Source organism: Paraburkholderia nemoris (assembly GCF_905221015.1).
In the GTDB taxonomy this organism is placed as follows: domain Bacteria; phylum Pseudomonadota; class Gammaproteobacteria; order Burkholderiales; family Burkholderiaceae; genus Paraburkholderia; species Paraburkholderia nemoris.
Genome location: NZ_CAJNBO010000004.1, coordinates 140,435 through 155,841 on the forward strand (window position 1 = coordinate 140,435; position 15,407 = coordinate 155,841).

12 protein-coding genes, 1 tRNA gene and 1 pseudogene are annotated in these 15,407 nt (G+C 61.9%); 10 read left to right on the top strand and 4 right to left on the bottom strand.

What is annotated here, in order from left to right:
* Positions 1 to 77: 77 nt before the first annotated feature.
* Positions 78 to 998 (bottom strand): LysR family transcriptional regulator, encoded by a 921-nt coding sequence (locus KHO33_RS07540; RefSeq protein ID WP_200564352.1) that lies wholly within the window; start codon positions 996 to 998, stop codon positions 78 to 80.
* A 171-nt stretch (positions 999 to 1,169) separates the two neighbouring features.
* Here KHO33_RS07540 and speB point away from each other — a divergent pair, with 171 nt between their 5' ends.
* Positions 1,170 to 2,159 (top strand): agmatinase, encoded by a 990-nt coding sequence (gene speB / locus KHO33_RS07545; RefSeq protein WP_054035089.1) that lies wholly within the window; start codon positions 1,170 to 1,172, stop codon positions 2,157 to 2,159.
* Positions 2,160 to 2,252: 93 nt separating this feature from the next.
* Here speB and cytX read toward each other — a convergent pair whose 3' ends face one another.
* Positions 2,253 to 3,569: a putative hydroxymethylpyrimidine transporter CytX gene (gene cytX / locus KHO33_RS07550; protein ID WP_200564353.1), complete on the bottom strand. Its 1,317-nt coding sequence runs from the start codon at positions 3,567 to 3,569 to the stop codon at positions 2,253 to 2,255.
* A gap of 253 nt (positions 3,570 to 3,822) precedes the next feature.
* Between cytX and KHO33_RS07555 the strand changes: the two genes are divergently transcribed.
* From KHO33_RS07555 to KHO33_RS07565, 3 genes are all read left to right on the top strand, one after another.
* Positions 3,823 to 5,136: a replication-associated recombination protein A gene (locus tag KHO33_RS07555; protein ID WP_054035088.1), complete on the top strand. Its 1,314-nt coding sequence runs from the start codon at positions 3,823 to 3,825 to the stop codon at positions 5,134 to 5,136.
* Between the two features lie 136 nt (positions 5,137 to 5,272).
* Complete coding sequence (gene serS, locus KHO33_RS07560) at positions 5,273 to 6,568, top strand: serine--tRNA ligase (protein ID WP_200564354.1); 1,296 nt, start codon at positions 5,273 to 5,275, stop codon at positions 6,566 to 6,568.
* A 173-nt stretch (positions 6,569 to 6,741) separates the two neighbouring features.
* Positions 6,742 to 6,831 (top strand) — tRNA-Ser (locus tag KHO33_RS07565).
* 73 nt (positions 6,832 to 6,904) lie between these two features.
* Here KHO33_RS07565 and KHO33_RS07570 read toward each other — a convergent pair.
* Positions 6,905 to 7,423 carry a hypothetical protein gene (locus KHO33_RS07570; RefSeq protein WP_200564355.1) on the bottom strand — a complete coding sequence of 173 codons (519 nt, stop codon included), beginning with the start codon at positions 7,421 to 7,423 and terminating at the stop codon, positions 6,905 to 6,907.
* An 865-nt stretch (positions 7,424 to 8,288) separates the two neighbouring features.
* On the opposite strand from KHO33_RS07570, the gene KHO33_RS07575 reads away from it, so the two are divergent.
* The 6 genes from KHO33_RS07575 (at position 8,289) to KHO33_RS42900 (ending at position 14,394) form a co-directional block, all read left to right on the top strand.
* Entirely contained in the window at positions 8,289 to 9,047 is a 759-nt protein-coding gene (locus KHO33_RS07575; RefSeq protein ID WP_093643920.1) for a hypothetical protein, read from the top strand.
* Between the two features lie 42 nt (positions 9,048 to 9,089).
* The gene (locus KHO33_RS07580; RefSeq protein ID WP_200564356.1) at positions 9,090 to 10,259 is read left to right on the top strand and encodes a transporter substrate-binding and LysM peptidoglycan-binding domain-containing protein; all 1,170 of its coding nucleotides are present in this window, start codon (positions 9,090 to 9,092) and stop codon (positions 10,257 to 10,259) included.
* A gap of 244 nt (positions 10,260 to 10,503) precedes the next feature.
* Entirely contained in the window at positions 10,504 to 11,808 is a 1,305-nt protein-coding gene (locus KHO33_RS07585; RefSeq protein ID WP_200564357.1) for an NAD(P)/FAD-dependent oxidoreductase, read from the top strand.
* The gene (locus KHO33_RS07590; RefSeq protein WP_200564358.1) at positions 11,805 to 12,656 is read left to right on the top strand and encodes a DUF1365 domain-containing protein; all 852 of its coding nucleotides are present in this window, start codon (positions 11,805 to 11,807) and stop codon (positions 12,654 to 12,656) included. Before KHO33_RS07585 ends, KHO33_RS07590 begins: the two co-directional genes overlap by 4 nt.
* Positions 12,657 to 12,668: 12 nt before the next feature.
* Complete coding sequence (locus tag KHO33_RS07595) at positions 12,669 to 13,880, top strand: SAM-dependent methyltransferase (protein WP_200564359.1); 1,212 nt, start codon at positions 12,669 to 12,671, stop codon at positions 13,878 to 13,880.
* A 1-nt stretch (position 13,881) separates the two neighbouring features.
* Complete coding sequence (locus KHO33_RS42900) at positions 13,882 to 14,394, top strand: chalcone isomerase family protein (protein ID WP_128576182.1); 513 nt, start codon at positions 13,882 to 13,884, stop codon at positions 14,392 to 14,394.
* Positions 14,395 to 14,543: 149 nt separating this feature from the next.
* Here the strand turns inward: KHO33_RS42900 and KHO33_RS07605 are convergent.
* Positions 14,544 to 15,317, bottom strand: a pseudogene (locus KHO33_RS07605) (alpha/beta hydrolase); the annotation flags it as partial.
* Positions 15,318 to 15,407 lie beyond the last annotated feature (90 nt).

Genomic DNA, 15,407 nt, shown 5'->3' on the forward strand with positions numbered 1-15,407 from the left:
CAGTTTGCCTATGCAATGAAAAAGCCGCGCATCGTTTGCGCGGCTTTTTTCTTGGCGGCGCGTGCAACGCCGAACCGCTACTCATCCACTTCCAGCACCTGCACCGGGTGCGCGGCCTTCATATCGTCGATAAACGCTTCAACGATATCCGTTCGATGCTGCCGCGCCCGCGTGACCATATGGAACGCCACGCGGTACTTCATCTGTGCGGGATTCAATGCGGCCAACAAGCCCTGCTTCACGAACGGCGCCGCGAAATGCCCCGGCAGATAGCCGAGATGATGCCCCGACAACACCAGCATCGCGACCGCTTCCATGTTGTCCGCGACGGCGGTGACGTTCTGCGGCGAGGTCGAACTTTCGGCTTCGGGTAGTGGATAACTGCGCCACGCCCATTCGTGAGCCGCGGCTTCAACGGGTGGCACTTCGCCGGCAGAAGCGAACAGCGGATGCCCCTTTGCGCAATACGCGAATTGATCTTCGGCGAACACCTCGGTGTACTCGAGCGACGGCACGCGATGCCAGAAATAGCCGATGCCGATCTGAATCCGGCCGTTCAGCAGCAGTTCTTCGAGCTCGCCCGGCGAGCGCACCAGAATAGAAAACCGCACCGACTGATCGCGCGCCCGAAACCGGCCGATCGCGTCGCTGATCCGCGCGCTTGCCGATACCGGTGTGTGGCCGATCATGCCAATATCGAGTGTGCCGACCAGTTTGCGGCCGACATTGCGCGCCTGCATGCCGAAAGTATCGACGGCGGACAATAGAGCGCGGGCTGCGTCGATGAATTGCTCGCCGCGCGCGGTCAGGCTGAAGCCGCCGCGGCCGCGTTCGCACAGCCGGTAGCCGAGGCGGGTTTCCAGCGTGGCGAGTTGCGTGCTGATGGTCGACTGGCCGACGTTGAGCGTGGCCTGGGCCGGCGAGACGCCCCCGGCGTCGACGATGGCGAGGAAGACGCGGATCAGCCGCAGGTCGAGATCGGTGAGTTGGGAGAACATACGGCAGGATACATCGCTACGAATCAATGTGAAGTTTATTCTGTTCGTATTTTAACTTGCGGGAAACTGCTCAAGAATCGAGATTCGCCCGGCAAGGTGCGCTTTTTCTATTGATCCCTCGGCCGGTTGCACGTATTTGCTTACTGCCCCTCTTTTCATTGCCGAGACACGATGAATACTTCCTCTTTCATTTCCCCCGACGCCGGTGAACGGCCGCAGCCGCTGTCCGGCAACGCAATGCCCCGCTGCGGCGGCATTGCGACGATGATGCGGTTGCCGAACGTCGGCTCGGCCGAAGGGTTCGACGCCTGCTTCGTCGGCGTGCCGTTCGATCTCGGCACCTCGAACCGCACCGGCGCGCGCTTCGGGCCGCGCCAGATCCGCAGCGAATCGGTGCTGCTGCGCCCGTACAACATGGCCACCCGCGCCGCGCCGTTCGATTCGCTGCGCGTGGCCGACCTCGGCGACGTCGCGATCAATCCGTACAACCTGCACGATTCGATCAAGCGCATCGAAACCGCCTACGACGAAATCCTCCAGCACAACTGCAAGCCGATCACGCTGGGCGGCGATCACACGATCGCGCTGCCGATCCTACGCGCGATTCATCGCAAGCACGGCAAGGTCGGCCTGATTCACGTCGACGCCCATGCCGATGTCAACGACACGATGATGGGCGAGAAGATCGCGCACGGCACGCCGTTCCGCCGCGCAGTGGAAGAGGGTTTGCTGGATTGCGACCGCGTCGTGCAGATCGGTCTGCGCGGCACGGGTTACGCGGCTGAAGACTTCGACTGGTGCCGCGATCAGGGCTTTGAAGTCGTGCAGGCCGAGGCGTGCTGGAACCAGTCGCTGGCGCCGCTGATGGCGCGTGTGCGGGAACGCATGGGCGACGGTCCGGTGTACATCACGTTCGACATCGACGGTATCGATCCGGCTTTCGCGCCGGGTACGGGCACGCCGGAAATCGCTGGTTTGACGGTGCCGCAAGCGCTGGAAATCATTCGCGGCTCGCATGGTTTGAACATCGTCGGCTGCGATCTGGTTGAGGTCGCGCCGCCGTACGATCCGTTCGGTACGACCGCGTTGCTTGGTGCGAATCTCGCGTTTGAATTGCTGTGCGTGTTGCCGGGTGTCGAGTATCGGGCGTCGAAGCGGTGAAGTGCGTATTGAACTGATCACGGGTGATGACGCATGAAGAGAAAAGGCCTGCATTTGCAGGCCTTTTCTTCATTGCAACGCTGCTTCAGCGACTCAAGCGTAGGCAGTCTTCCGAGTCGACACCAGCGCCAGATAACACACCGCGCCGATCACCAACGCGGGCAAGGTAGCGCCCAGATTCGGCAGCCTTTGATTGATCGCCTGATACGCCACGATCCCGATTGCCCACGAGATAAACGCGCTCAGATGCCAGCCGCCCGAGAAGCCGTAACGGCCACGCACGTCGCCGAGCACGGCAGCTTCAATGCGACGTTTGCGTACGATGAAGTGATCCACCGGTACCACGCCGAACAGCGGCGCGAACACCGAGCCGATCAGCAGCAGGAAGTTCTGGTACTTCGCCATCGGCACGAGCAAGGCGATCGCCGTGCACAGCGCGCCGAATGCCGCCGACAACAACGGCACGCTGCCGCGTGTCCAGAACGTGCCGGTCGAAACCGCTGCCGAGTGGATGTCGGCGAACGCGTTGTCCACTTCGTCGATCAGGATCAGCAGCAGGGCGAGGCCACCGCCCGCTTGCGCTAGCGCTCCGGTCAGCAGCGCATCGCCACCGCCTGCCGCGAGACCGTAGATCGCGCCGAGTGCGTAAAACCAGATGTTCGCGATGCCATAGCCGAGCAGTGTGCCGCGGAAGGTTTCGCCGGGGCGACGGCCGAAACGCGTGTAGTCGGCGATCAGCGGCAGCCACGAGAGCGGCATCGCGACCACCAGATCGATTGCGCCGCCGAACGACATCTCGCCGGTGCCCGGACGGCGCATCAATTCGGCCAGGTCGTGTTTGGCGAGCAGATTCCACGAGAGCCACGCGGCGCCCGCCAGCAGCAGCCAGATGCCCCACGTACGCAGAAATCGCCGCACGAACGACAGCGGGCCGCTGATCGCCAGCAGTGTTGCGAGCAAGCCGAAGATCACGGTCCAGATCAGCGGCATCGAGAAACCGAAGGCCTGCTTGGCGAGCGCATCGGCGGAATCGCGCATCACGATCACCTCGAACGAGCCCCAGCCGACCAGTTGCACGGCGTTGAGCACAGCGGGCACCGAGGCGCCGCGCACACCGAGCGTCGGCCGCAACGACGACATCGCCGCGAGTCCCGTATCCGTGCCGATCACGCCTGCCAGCGCCAGCAATACGACGCCGATCACGCTGCCGATCACGATCGCCAGCAACGCATGCGGCAGCGACAGGCCCGGCACCAGGAGGGCGCCCGCCTGCGCGACCAGCAGGCCGATGCCGAGCGAGAACCAGAGCGCGAAAGCGTCGCCGGTGCGAAAGGCGCGGCGCGCGTCGGGCACCGGCGTGAGTGGTGCGTAGGTGGAGCCGGCGTCGCCAGCGAGTGGATCTTGTGCCATCTAATCTTGTCCCTGTTGGTGTTGCTTGTATGTTCGTGTGCGATGCCCGTGTTGCCGGCCAATCCGCGCGCGATGTTAGCCTGTCAGGCTGTCGGCGAGATTACTGGCTAGTCGGTGCGCTCATCGCCCGGGCGCCGTCACTGTCATAATGCAGGTCGTCGCCCGCATCCCTGCGTGCCGGCTTTATTCACCGGCAGCACGCCGCCTTCACACGGACCGCGTCCGGAAAAGCCGAGATTATCCCCAAAACGTCATGTTTGAAGAAACCCGTGCCAATGTTCCGCTCGCCGAACGCCTGCGGCCCCGCAATATCGACGAAGTGATCGGCCAGAAGCACCTGCTCGGCCCGAACAAGCCGTTGCGGGTCGCTTTCGAATCCGGCGAAGCCCATTCGATGATCCTCTGGGGCCCGCCCGGCGTCGGCAAAACTACGCTCGCGCGGCTCATGGCCGACGCGTTTCATGCTGAGTTCATCGCGCTGTCCGCGGTGCTCTCGGGCGTGAAGGATATCCGCGAAGCCGTCGAGACCGCGCAGATTCATCGCGCGAACGGGCATCAGACGCTGGTGTTCGTCGACGAAGTGCATCGCTTCAACAAGAGCCAGCAAGACGCGTTCTTGCCGCACGTCGAGTCGGGGCTGTTCGTGTTCGTCGGCGCGACGACCGAGAATCCGTCGTTCGAGGTGAACAGCGCATTGCTCTCGCGAGCCGCCGTCTACGTGCTGAAAAGCCTCACCGACGAAGAGCAGCGCGAACTGCTCGACCGCGCGCAAAAAGAACTCGGCGGCCTCACGTTCACCGACGAAGCCCGCGATGCCCTGATCGGTTCCGCCGACGGCGACGGCCGCAAGCTGCTGAACAACCTGGAAATCGTCGCGCGCGCGGCGGCCCAGCAGAAGAGCACCGAAATCGACGGCGCCTTGCTTGGCAGCGCGCTCGCCGAGAATCTGCGCCGCTTCGACAAAGGCGGCGACGCATTCTACGACCAGATCAGCGCGTTGCATAAATCGGTGCGCGGCAGCAGCCCGGACGGCGCGCTGTACTGGTTCTGCCGCATGCTCGACGGCGGCGCGGACCCGCGTTATCTCGCGCGACGCATCGTGCGGATGGCATGGGAAGACATCGGCCTCGCCGACCCGCGTGCGGCCCGCATCGCGCTTGACGCCTCCGAAACCTACGAGCGCCTCGGCACGCCCGAAGGCGAGCTGGCGCTGGCGCAGGCGATCATCTATCTGGCGGTCGCACCGAAGTCGAACGCGGGTTACAACGCGTACAACGAGGCGCGGCGGTTCGTGAGCAAAGACCAGTCGCGCGGCGTGCCGGTGCATCTGCGTAACGCGCCGACCAAGCTGATGAAGGAACTCGGCTACGGTCACGAATACCGCTATGCGCACGACGAACCTGACGCCTATGCCGCCGGCGAGACCTATCTGCCGGACAACATGCGCGACCCGCATTGGTACGAGCCGACGCCGCGCGGTCTCGAAGGCAAGATCGGTGACAAGATGGCGCGTCTGGCCGAGCTCGACGCGCAGTGGCGCAGCGAGAACAAGCCGAAGAAGGGCTGAGCCTTTTCGCCCGGGCTTCTGCGGCCGTTGCAGATGCCGTGTCGCCATTCCGCACGCCTTGACCATCTAACGCACCGGCCGCCCGCGCCGGTGCGCTAAAATCGCTGCTTCATACAACGAACACCTGCCCCATCCCATGCTCGACATCCAGCTGCTGCGCAAAGACCTCGACGGCGTCGCCAAACGCCTCGCCGACCGCGGCTACACCCTCGACGTGGCGGCCTTTGCCGCCCTCGAAGCGGAACGCCGCGACACCCAGACCCGTACCGAAGAGATGCAGGCGCGCCGCAACACCCTGTCGAAGCAGATCGGCGGGATGAAAGGGCGAGGCGAGGATACGTCGGCGCTGATGGCCGAAGTGGGCGGTATCGGCGACGAGATGAAGGCGTCGGCGGCCAAGCTCGACGATATCCAGAAGCGTCTGTCCGACCTGCTGCTCGGCGTGCCGAACCTGGCGCACGAAAGCGTGCCCGCAGGCAAGGACGAAACGGAGAACGTCGAAGTGCGCCGCTGGGGCACACCACGCCAGTTCGATTTCGAGGTGAAGGATCACGTCGACGTCGGTACGCCGCTCGGCCTCGATTTCGAGACCGGCGCGAAACTGTCGGGCGCGCGTTTCACGTTGCTGCGTGGACAGATTGCGCGGCTGCATCGCGCGCTGGCGCAGTTCATGATCGACACGCACACGCTGCACCACGGCTATACCGAGGTGTACACGCCGTACATCGTGAACCCGGAGATTCTGTACGGCACCGGCCAACTGCCGAAATTCGCCGACGATATGTTCCGCGTCGAGAAGGGCGGTGACGAGAACACAGTCACGCAGTATCTGATCTCGACGTCGGAAATTTCGCTGACGAACACGGTGCGCGACAGCATCGTCGAAGCGGACACGTTGCCGATCAAGCTGACCGCGCATTCGCCGTGCTTCCGTTCGGAAGCGGGCTCGTATGGCCGCGACACGCGTGGGCTGATCCGTCAGCATCAGTTCGACAAGGTCGAGATGGTGCAGATCGTCGCGCCGGAAACTTCGTATGACGCGCTGGAGCAGATGGTCGGCCACGCTGAGGCAATTCTGCAGAAGCTTGAGCTGCCGTACCGTGTGATTACGTTGTGCACGGGTGATATGGGTTTCTCGGCTGCCAAGACGTATGACCTGGAAGTGTGGGTGCCTGCGCAGAATACGTATCGCGAGATATCGAGCTGCTCGAACACGGAGTCGTTCCAGGCTCGCCGGATGCAGGCGCGCTTCCGCAATGCGCAAGGCAAGCCGGAGCTGGTGCATACGCTGAACGGTTCGGGTCTGGCGGTTGGCCGCACGCTCGTGGCTGTGCTGGAGAATTTCCAGAACGCGGATGGCTCGGTGACGGTGCCGGTGGCGCTGCGTCCTTACCTCGGTGGGGTGGAACGGCTGGAAGTGCCGGCGGCTTGATTGGCGCCGGGCTGATGCGGCGGCTAAGGCCGCTGCCGATTGCCAAGTCCTCTCGAAATTTTTTGGCCGAGGGGCTTGGAAATCGGATTCAGCTGTTCTATAATCTTTCTCTCCCAAGCAACGACCCGCTTGGATCTGACGAAATAGCCTAGTTGCTGTGAGTCGGAAGACCCGGAAAGGTGGCAGAGTGGTCGAATGCGCTGGACTCGAAATCCAGTGTACCTTTAGGGGTACCGTGAGTTCGAATCTCACCCTTTCCGCCAAATTTAAAAACCCCCGCTGAACGAAAGTTCAGCGGGGGTTTTGCTTTTGGGTTGCTCGAATCGCGTGCCCAAATCAAAAGCCATGCCAAACAGAAAGCGTCGCGCCCGTATCGTGCGAATGCAGAACTGCCACACGCGCAGTTCCAGAAAACACCCAGTCGTTGACGGTCAACGACAGCCTTCGCTGCGGTTGCGCACCGAGCGTTAGAGTCGCGTTCGGCAACTGGACTATCGAGAATTGCGGCGCCGTCGACGGCCCCAGATTGAGATAACTCGATGCCTGCTGCGGTACCGCCTCAGGCGTTGGCGTGACGCTCCCAGCGCCGAATCGGAAATTGCGGGTCGCTTGCGTGGTATAGAAATTCTCGACTTGCGCGTAAAACGGCTTTCCCTGATCCGACTGATATTCCATTTCATAGCGGTGCAAATACCGTTGCGGCTCCGGAATGGGCGGAACAACCGTCTCGGGCAGAGGCGCGATACTCGCAACTGTCATCGCTTCGGGCGGGTCGGTGGCAAGGCCACCCGCGAACGCATATCCGCTCAGAACAAGGAATATTGCGCCGACAATCCTTTCGTTCAGGCAGGTCATGGCCGTGCCTCCAATGAAGGAATTGAAACGTCACGCTACTGACCGCTATGCCTGAATGGACCGCCGACCGCCCCTGCAATCTTGCTTTTATCAATACATTGTAGTCAGCCCTTCGCGTCTGGCTAGCAATGTATGCAGCGCCCCCGTGCTCCGGAGATTGATGAGAGACACCATACGGCCTGGCGCACGAGTGAACCAGGCCGGAACCTTGAACGCATTGGATATGAAACATTAATTTGAATCGATCGACGTTCTCGGCCTTTATCCCTGCTGTCGCCGACATAGGGATCATTTGATCATTGCGCTCCCCGCATCGCCCGTTTGATTGCGCTGCGTGGCCTTCTTCCAGCCCCAACTACGCTTCTTCATCCCAAGCAAAGCAAAAAAAGAGCACAGCGCCGAACGCAAGCAAAAATGCCCGCGCTTCCATCCACCCCGTCTTCACAACGAGCAAGCTGGCAGCAAGTGGCGCGATACAGTGCCAGCCCTGAGCCAACAGCGATTACCTGAATGTATGCCATTCGCATAATCGACGTGTATTTCCTGGATTCGCATGGACGAATCCATCTACAGCGGACGCTCGAATTGAAAGCAATTAGAAAATAATCCGATGCTCGTTTGTCATAAATATTTCCACCAGAATTCGACGCGCGCAGCCATTGCCCACTAGGCCAATTCGAGTTCTTGGTCCGCCGAATTATGGTGAAAAAGAAGTGGCACTTCCCGAGTCGCCTGAGTGCCTGTAAAGTCATACAGCGTTTTCGCGTCGAGTCCAAAAACACAAACGCCAAACACATAGCCACAACGATGTCCCGAACAGTTTGCAAGACCAGTTTTGTAAAACAGGCTTCAAAAGGGGATTCACATGTCCGTCGGCAATTCGGTCGTTGACACGACCAAAAGCAGCACGAAATACAAAGTCATCAAGTGGTCGATTATCGGGCTGTGCATCGCCATCGGCGCGCCGCTCGCCATCCTGCTGGTCAAAGGCCTGGTAGGCCTGATCCTCGCGGCGGTGATCGGGCTTGCGGCGATCAACTTCGGTCCCGTTCTCGCCATGAAGTTCGCGAACCAGAAGGTCAAGATGTTCGTGAACGAAGCGAAGTCGAACCCGATCGAGACGCTCTACAACGAACTGGCCGAAAAGCAGGAAGGGGCCGAGCGGTTCAAGAAGAGCATCACCGACTTCCGCACCGAAGTAAAAAACTTCGAAGATAAAACCGCGCAGTTCAAAAAGCAGTATCCCGAAGACGCGGCGCGTTTCGAGACCCAACTCGCGACGATGAGAAAACTGCTCGCGTTTCGCGAAGGGCGCTATAAGCAGGTTCAGGACGAACTCAAACGATTCTCCGACGCGATCGATCGGGCCAAAGCGCTGTGGGATATGTCGCAATCCGCGCAACGCATGAACAAGATCGCCGGCATGCAATCCAGCGACACGTTCGCGCAAATCAAAACCGACGCCGCGCTCGACTCCGTCATGAACTCGGTCAATAAAGCATTTTCCGAAATGGAAACATCGCTGATGGAAAGCGCGGAAGTGCAGCAAGCCAAGGCCGCTACCGAGATAGGCGCTATCAGTCAGCCCGCCCAGCAACTCGGCTCGCCCGCGGCGCCCAAATAACCTGGCGCGCATCGCTCGACTACTCAACTCGATCAAAAAATAATGAAGAAAATTCTGGGTTCGGTTCTTTTCCTGATCTTGCTGGCTGCCGGTTGGTATATCCACGAAGGTGGCCTGAAAAATCCGCTGAACAGCGGCCAGAGCGCCGACAAAGACACCGTCGCGGTGAACGGCGGGGTGAATGGGGTAGACACCGGCAACCCCAGCAGCGCCGACGTCAAAACGCCAGCCCCGAGCAATCCGGACGGTTTCGTGCCCAACAAGGACACGCTGAAGTCAATTCTGAGCAACGGTGTCGTACGCGTCAGCGTCGAAAACCCATCGCGGCCGTTTTACTCGGAAGACAACGGCAAGGCGCAGGGCTTCAACGTCGACTTCGCCAATCTGCTGTTCGCCCAGAAAGAGTTCACCTCGGGCGACCATCCGACCATCGCCGTTGACACGCATCACGGCGTCGACACGTATCCTGCAGTCCCCGATCAGCTGACGAAAACCGACAAGCAGGGTAACGCGGTCGTCGACGTCGCCATGGACGGCCTGACGTTCCCCGACAACACCCCGAGCGGCGTCGTCTATTCGATTCCCTATGTTGAGGATTTCGGCTATTCGTTGATCGTCGCCAAGGGTTCGTCGGTCCGCTCCGCCGCCGATCTGGCGGGCAAAACGGTCGGCGTGCTGCAGGGCGATCCGGACGTGAAGGCGTATGTCCAGAAGGCGTTCCCGAACAGCAAAATCGTCGAGTTGTCGGATGCGAGCATCGAAGGCCAGCGGTCGTGGATGTCGCACTTCCTGGACGAGCATCAGGTCGACGCTATCGTCTACGACTATCCGTTCGGCGTATCGGAGATCAAGGGCACCGATCTGACGTTCGCGGTCACGAAGCTGGACGGCTCCAACCTCGCGTACAAAATCGGCGTACGCAAGGAAGACAGCGCGCTGCTGATCTACCTGAACTCCGCGATCGCAAAGGTCAAGCAGTCGCCGGCCTATCTGGACCTGTTGCGCAAATACTTCATCAGCGACCAGGTGCTCACCACCGCTGCGACCGGCGGCGAGAAGACGTACGTGGTCCGCTCGGGCGACACGCTGAATGCCATTGCCGCGAGCCAGTTGGGCAGCGGTGCGCGATTCGTTGAAGTGCAGAAGCGTAATAACCTGCCGAACCCCAACCTCATCCTTATCGGTCAGCACCTGATCATTCCTGTGCGCTGACACGGTAGATTGTTCAAGCCGGGCCCTCGCGGCCCGGCATGAACAACTCTCCCCGATTGCCAATGTGAGCGCGCCGCACGCCGGCTAGCTCGGTCTCGTCGGGTCGTGTGCGCGTGTCTGCCGCCCAAAATCCGCCAGATTTGCATCCGTTTCAACTCCCGCTGCGTAAATCCCCTCAAGGACGCGCAACCCCCGCCATACCCGACTAACCGACCGCGCGCCCCTGAGACCAGGAGACGCGCCCATGACCCATTCCGCACCGACCTCACCACTACCGCGCGGCTCGCGGGTCGCGGTTATCGGCGCCGGTATCTCGGGGTTGGCCAGTGCCTATCTGCTGGCGCGCAACCATCAGGTCACGCTGTTTGAGTCGGCCGGCTACGCGGGTGGTCACACCAACACCCTGGATGTCACGCTCGAGGGCCGCACGCATCCCGTCGACACGGGCTTCCTGGTTTTCAACGACCGCACCTATCCGAACCTGATCGCGCTGTTCGCCGAACTGGGCGTCGAGTCGCACCCGAGTGAAATGACCTTCTCGGTTTCGCTCGACGAAGGCCGCCTCGAATGGGCCGGCACCAGCCTGAACACCGTGTTCGCGCAACGTCGCAACCTGTTCTCGCCGACCTTCATCGGCATGCTGCGCGACATCATGCGTTTCAACAGCAGCGCGCAAAGCAATCTCGATCTCGCGATCGAAACGCGCGCATCGATGGGCGAACTGCTGACGGCCGGTGGCTACGGCGGCGCGTTCCAGCGCCACTACCTGCTGCCAATGGCCGCGGCGATCTGGTCGAGCGCGACCGCCGACATCCTTGCCTTTCCGGCCACCACGTTCCTGCGTTTTTGTCTAAACCATGCTCTGCTTCAGGTGAACCGCCGGCCGCAGTGGAAAACGGTGGTCGGCGGAGGGCGCGAGTATGTGCGGCGTATCGTCGGGACGCTGGAGGACGTCCGTATCGGTACTGCGGTGAAAGGCGTGCGGCGCGATGCAGGCGGCGTCGATGTCTTCACGGACAAGGGCACGGAACGCTTCGACGCGCTGGTGCTCGCCACCCACGCGCCGACCTCGCTGCGCCTGCTGGACAACGACGCCGATCAGCACGAGCGCAACGTGCTGGGCGCCGTGCGCTACCAGCCGAACGTCGCGGTGCTGCATACGGATACGAATCTGCTGCCGCGTCGTCAGCGTGTGTGGTCGGCGTGGAATTATCTGGGGAGCCGCGCGGTCGACGGCACGCATCCAGTGTGCGTCAGTTATCTGGTCAATCAACTGCAGCCGCTGCCGTTCAGAACGCCGCTCGTCGTCACGCTCAATCCGGTTACGCAGCCGGCGCCGGGCACCGAACTGCGCCGCTTCGTCTACGACCATCCGTTGTTCGATCTGGCCGCCATCGATGCGCAACACCGTCTGCCGTCGCTGCAAGGCAAGCGTCGAACCTGGCTCGCGGGCGCATGGACGGGCTATGGTTTTCACGAGGACGGTCTGAAGTCCGCACTGCGCGTGGCCGCCGATTTCGACGCGTCGCCGACGTGGGCCAAACTATGAATCCCGCTCGCGTCGAAGCCAACGTTGATCCGGCTGCCTGGCTTTTGACGGGCCAGGTGATGCACGAGCGTCTGCGGCCGAAGCATCATCACTTCACGTACCCGGTGTTTTGCGTGCGCTGCGATCTGGATCGTCTTGCGTCGCTCGATAGCGGCTGGTTCGGCGTCGATCGCTGGGGCCCGCTCAGCCTGTACCAGCGCGATCACGGCCCACGCAACGGTAGCGATCTCGCCACATGGATGCGTGCGCAACTATCGGCGGCGGGTATTGAAGCAGCGGACGGCAAGATCTGGCTGCAAGCGTTCCCGCGTGTGTTCGGCTATGCGTTCAATCCGGTCAGTTTCTGGTTTTGCCACGATCGCGGCGGTCAACTGCGCGCGCTGCTGGCTGAGGTGCGCAACACCTTTGGCGATCGTCACAGCTATCTGCTGAGCGCTGCGGGCAACGCGCCGATTACGGCTGAAACGGAACTCAAATGCCAAAAAGTGCTGCACGTGTCGCCGTTTTGCCGCGTCGAGGGGAGCTACGAATTCCGCGTTAGGGAGACGCCCAACAGCGCGTTGGTCTCTATCGACTACCACGACGTTGACGGTTTGCTGATCCGCACGGCACTGGGTGGCCGATTGAAACCCTTAACGCGCTCGACAGCGCTCGCCGCGTTGATCCGCCAACCGTTGCTGACCGTCGGCGTCGTCGCACGAATTCATTGGCAGGCGTTGCGCCTCGCCCTCAAGAAAGCGCCGTTCTACGGCAAACATCCTGCGCCGGCTCGCACCGCCGACGCACCCACCGATCGCGCCGCAGCCGGCCAACCGTCCGCCGCTGCGCGCCCCATTTCGTCCGATTGAGGAGATTCAGCCATGGCGCTTTCAAGAACCCTGAGCGAACACCGAACCGTCCCCGCTTCGGGCCGTCTGTTTCTATCGTTGCTCGAACGGATTCAGGTTGGGCATCTGGTGCTGATCACGCCCGACGGTCAGCAGCGCGTGTTCGGTGATCCGCACGCGGCGCCGGGCGCGCGTCTGGAGCTGCGCGATTGGCGTGCGTGCGGCGCGATTCTGCGCAAAGGCGACATCGGATTCGCCGACGCATGGCGCGCGTTCTGGGTCGACACGCCTGATCTGGCCGCCTTGCTGCGCGTCGCTATTCGCAACGAGCGCGCGCTGCAACGCACGGTCTACGGCGGCTGGCTCGCGCAACTCTGGTACGGGCTGCGTCATAGGCTCAGGCCCAATACGCGTGCGGGTAGCCAGCGCAATATTCACGCGCACTACGATATCGGCAACGCGTTCTACGCGCAGTGGCTGGATTCGACGTTCACCTATTCGAGCGCGGTGTTCGACGGCAATTTCTATCAATCGCTCGAAGCCGCACAGCACGCGAAGTATCAACGCATCATCGACACGCTCGGTTTGCGCGAAGGCATGCACATTCTGGAAATCGGCTGCGGGTGGGGCGGTTTCGCGATGCACGCGGCGCGTCAGGGCATTCACGTACACGGTATAACGATCTCACCGGCGCAGCTTGAATTGGCCCAGCAGCGTGTGAGCGAAGCGGGACTGAGCGACCTTGTACATCTTGAACTACGCGACTACCGTACGCTGACCGGCCAATACGACAGCATCGTATCGATCGAGATGTTCGAAGCCGTCGGCGAAAAATTCTGGCCGACGTATTTCCGCATCTTGCGCGAACGTCTCCTGCCCGGCGCACGCGCGCTCGTGCAAACCATCACGATCGACGATTCGCACTTCGCCGCCTATCGCGCAACCAGCGACTTCATCCGCGAATTCATTTTCCCGGGCGGCATGCTGCCGTGTCCGCAGCGTTTCATCGAAGCGGCGCGGCGTGGCAAGCTCACGGCGCGTACGTCGTTGGCATTTGGACGCGATTATGCCGAGACCCTGCGCCGCTGGCGCAGCGCGTTCGAAGCGCAACTCGATACGATCCACACGCAAGGCTTCGATGAGATTTTCGTGCGGACGTGGCGGCTGTATCTGGCGTACTGCGAAGCCGGCTTCGACGAAGGACGCACGGACGTGATGCAATTCGTGCTCACCTCGGCGGACTGACATGCGTGCGCTCGCGGCGATCGTGCTGGTGCTGTGGGCGACCACCGCCTGCGCCGATTGGCGCGGCGACATGCACTCCGCGACACTCGTGGGCGAGGGCGATTTCAGCGTGTTCGGCTTCAAGCTCTACCGTGCGCAGATGTGGAGCGAACGCGTACCCATCGACTATGACGAACGCTTCGCGCTGCACATCATTTACGCTCGGGGCATCAAGCGCGAGCGGTTCGTCGATGCAGGCATCAGCGAGATCAAGCGTCTTGCCGGCGCGCCGATTCCAGCCGATACGTTGGAGCGCTGGCGTGCGGATATGATGCAGGCGTTTGTCGATGTCGGTCCCGGCGACCAGTTAAGTGCGGTCTATCTGCCGGACAAGGGCGTGCGTTTTTATGCGGGCGACCGTATGACCGGCGAGTTCGACGATCCTGCATTCGCGCGGGCCTTCTTCGGCATCTGGCTCGATCCGTCGACGCGCGCGCCGACCTTGCGTAAGCAGTTGCTCGGTACGACGCAGTAAAGCGTGCATGATGCACATGGCAACGATTGCGCATCACCATTGCGCTGCGTCTCGCGGCTCACCTGTGCGTCGATAAACGCGCTGGTATCGTCGAGTACTGGCGCAAAGCGACGCAAGGGCCCGGCGATGGCGCCGACCAGCAGCGCATGCCCAATCCGCGGATAGTGCTTCACTTCAACGCTATCGCCAGCGGCGCGCAGCCTCGCCGCGAACCGGTCGGTGTTGCCCGGATCGACTGTCGTATCGCGCTGGCCCGCCGCGAGGAACACAGGCGGTTCGTCGCCTTCGACAAAGTTGATCGGCTGGCTCGCCGCGCGCAACGCGGGCGGGAAAATTTCTTCAAGCGTCGCGTCGTGCAGCGGCAGAAAATCATACGGGCCGGCAAGGCCGATCACGCCGCTCAAGTCGCGCTTGCTCATCTGCTGCGCTGCGAGATAGCGGCCGTCGGTGGCCAGCATCATCACGATATGCGCACCGGCCGAATGACCCATCAGAAAGATCCGTGACGGGTCGCCGCCGAACTCTGCTGCGTGATCGCGTGCCCAGCGCACGGCTGCCGCCGCGTCGTCGACAAAGCCGGGGAAACCGGTTTCCGGCCACGTCCGATAGTCGGGCACCACGGCCACAAAGCCACGCGAAGCCAGCGCCGCACCGACGAACAGATAGCTGTCGCGCGAACCGCTCTGCCAGCTGCCGCCGTAAAAGAACACGACGATCGGACGGCCGTGCGAACCGCTTTGCGGTGAACTGGCGGCGGGCATGTAGACATCGAGCGCCTGCCGTGGCGAGCTGCCGTACGCGAGGCCGTGCTCGGCCCGGAAGTTCTTGTGCGATACGGTGGCGTTGAGTACGCCCGCGGCACTGCAGCCGCCGAGAGCGGCGAGCGCCAGCGCGGCGGTCAAGGTAAGCAGGCGTCGAGGCATGAAAGTCGGGTCCGTCGAAAATCGTTCAAGAATAAGCGTTCGAACAATGTACGCGCCAACCCGATAACCGGATGCAGAAAGCTGCGTTAC

Bases quoted from the DNA above. Each gene is read 5' to 3' on its own strand.
- KHO33_RS07585 (WP_200564357.1), top strand. From the start codon at position 10,504: ATGACCCATTCCGCACCGACCTCACCACTACCGCGCGGCTCGCGGGTC.
- KHO33_RS42900 (WP_128576182.1), top strand. From the start codon at position 13,882: ATGCGTGCGCTCGCGGCGATCGTGCTGGTGCTGTGGGCGACCACCGCC.
- KHO33_RS07580 (WP_200564356.1), top strand. From the start codon at position 9,090: ATGAAGAAAATTCTGGGTTCGGTTCTTTTCCTGATCTTGCTGGCTGCC.
- speB (WP_054035089.1), top strand. From the start codon at position 1,170: ATGAATACTTCCTCTTTCATTTCCCCCGACGCCGGTGAACGGCCGCAG.
- KHO33_RS07595 (WP_200564359.1), top strand. From the start codon at position 12,669: ATGGCGCTTTCAAGAACCCTGAGCGAACACCGAACCGTCCCCGCTTCG.
- cytX (WP_200564353.1), bottom strand. From the start codon at position 3,569: ATGGCACAAGATCCACTCGCTGGCGACGCCGGCTCCACCTACGCACCA.
- KHO33_RS07570 (WP_200564355.1), bottom strand. From the start codon at position 7,423: ATGACCTGCCTGAACGAAAGGATTGTCGGCGCAATATTCCTTGTTCTG.
- KHO33_RS07590 (WP_200564358.1), top strand. From the start codon at position 11,805: ATGAATCCCGCTCGCGTCGAAGCCAACGTTGATCCGGCTGCCTGGCTT.
- KHO33_RS07555 (WP_054035088.1), top strand. From the start codon at position 3,823: ATGTTTGAAGAAACCCGTGCCAATGTTCCGCTCGCCGAACGCCTGCGG.
- serS (WP_200564354.1), top strand. From the start codon at position 5,273: ATGCTCGACATCCAGCTGCTGCGCAAAGACCTCGACGGCGTCGCCAAA.
- KHO33_RS07540 (WP_200564352.1), bottom strand. From the start codon at position 998: ATGTTCTCCCAACTCACCGATCTCGACCTGCGGCTGATCCGCGTCTTC.
- KHO33_RS07575 (WP_093643920.1), top strand. From the start codon at position 8,289: ATGTCCGTCGGCAATTCGGTCGTTGACACGACCAAAAGCAGCACGAAA.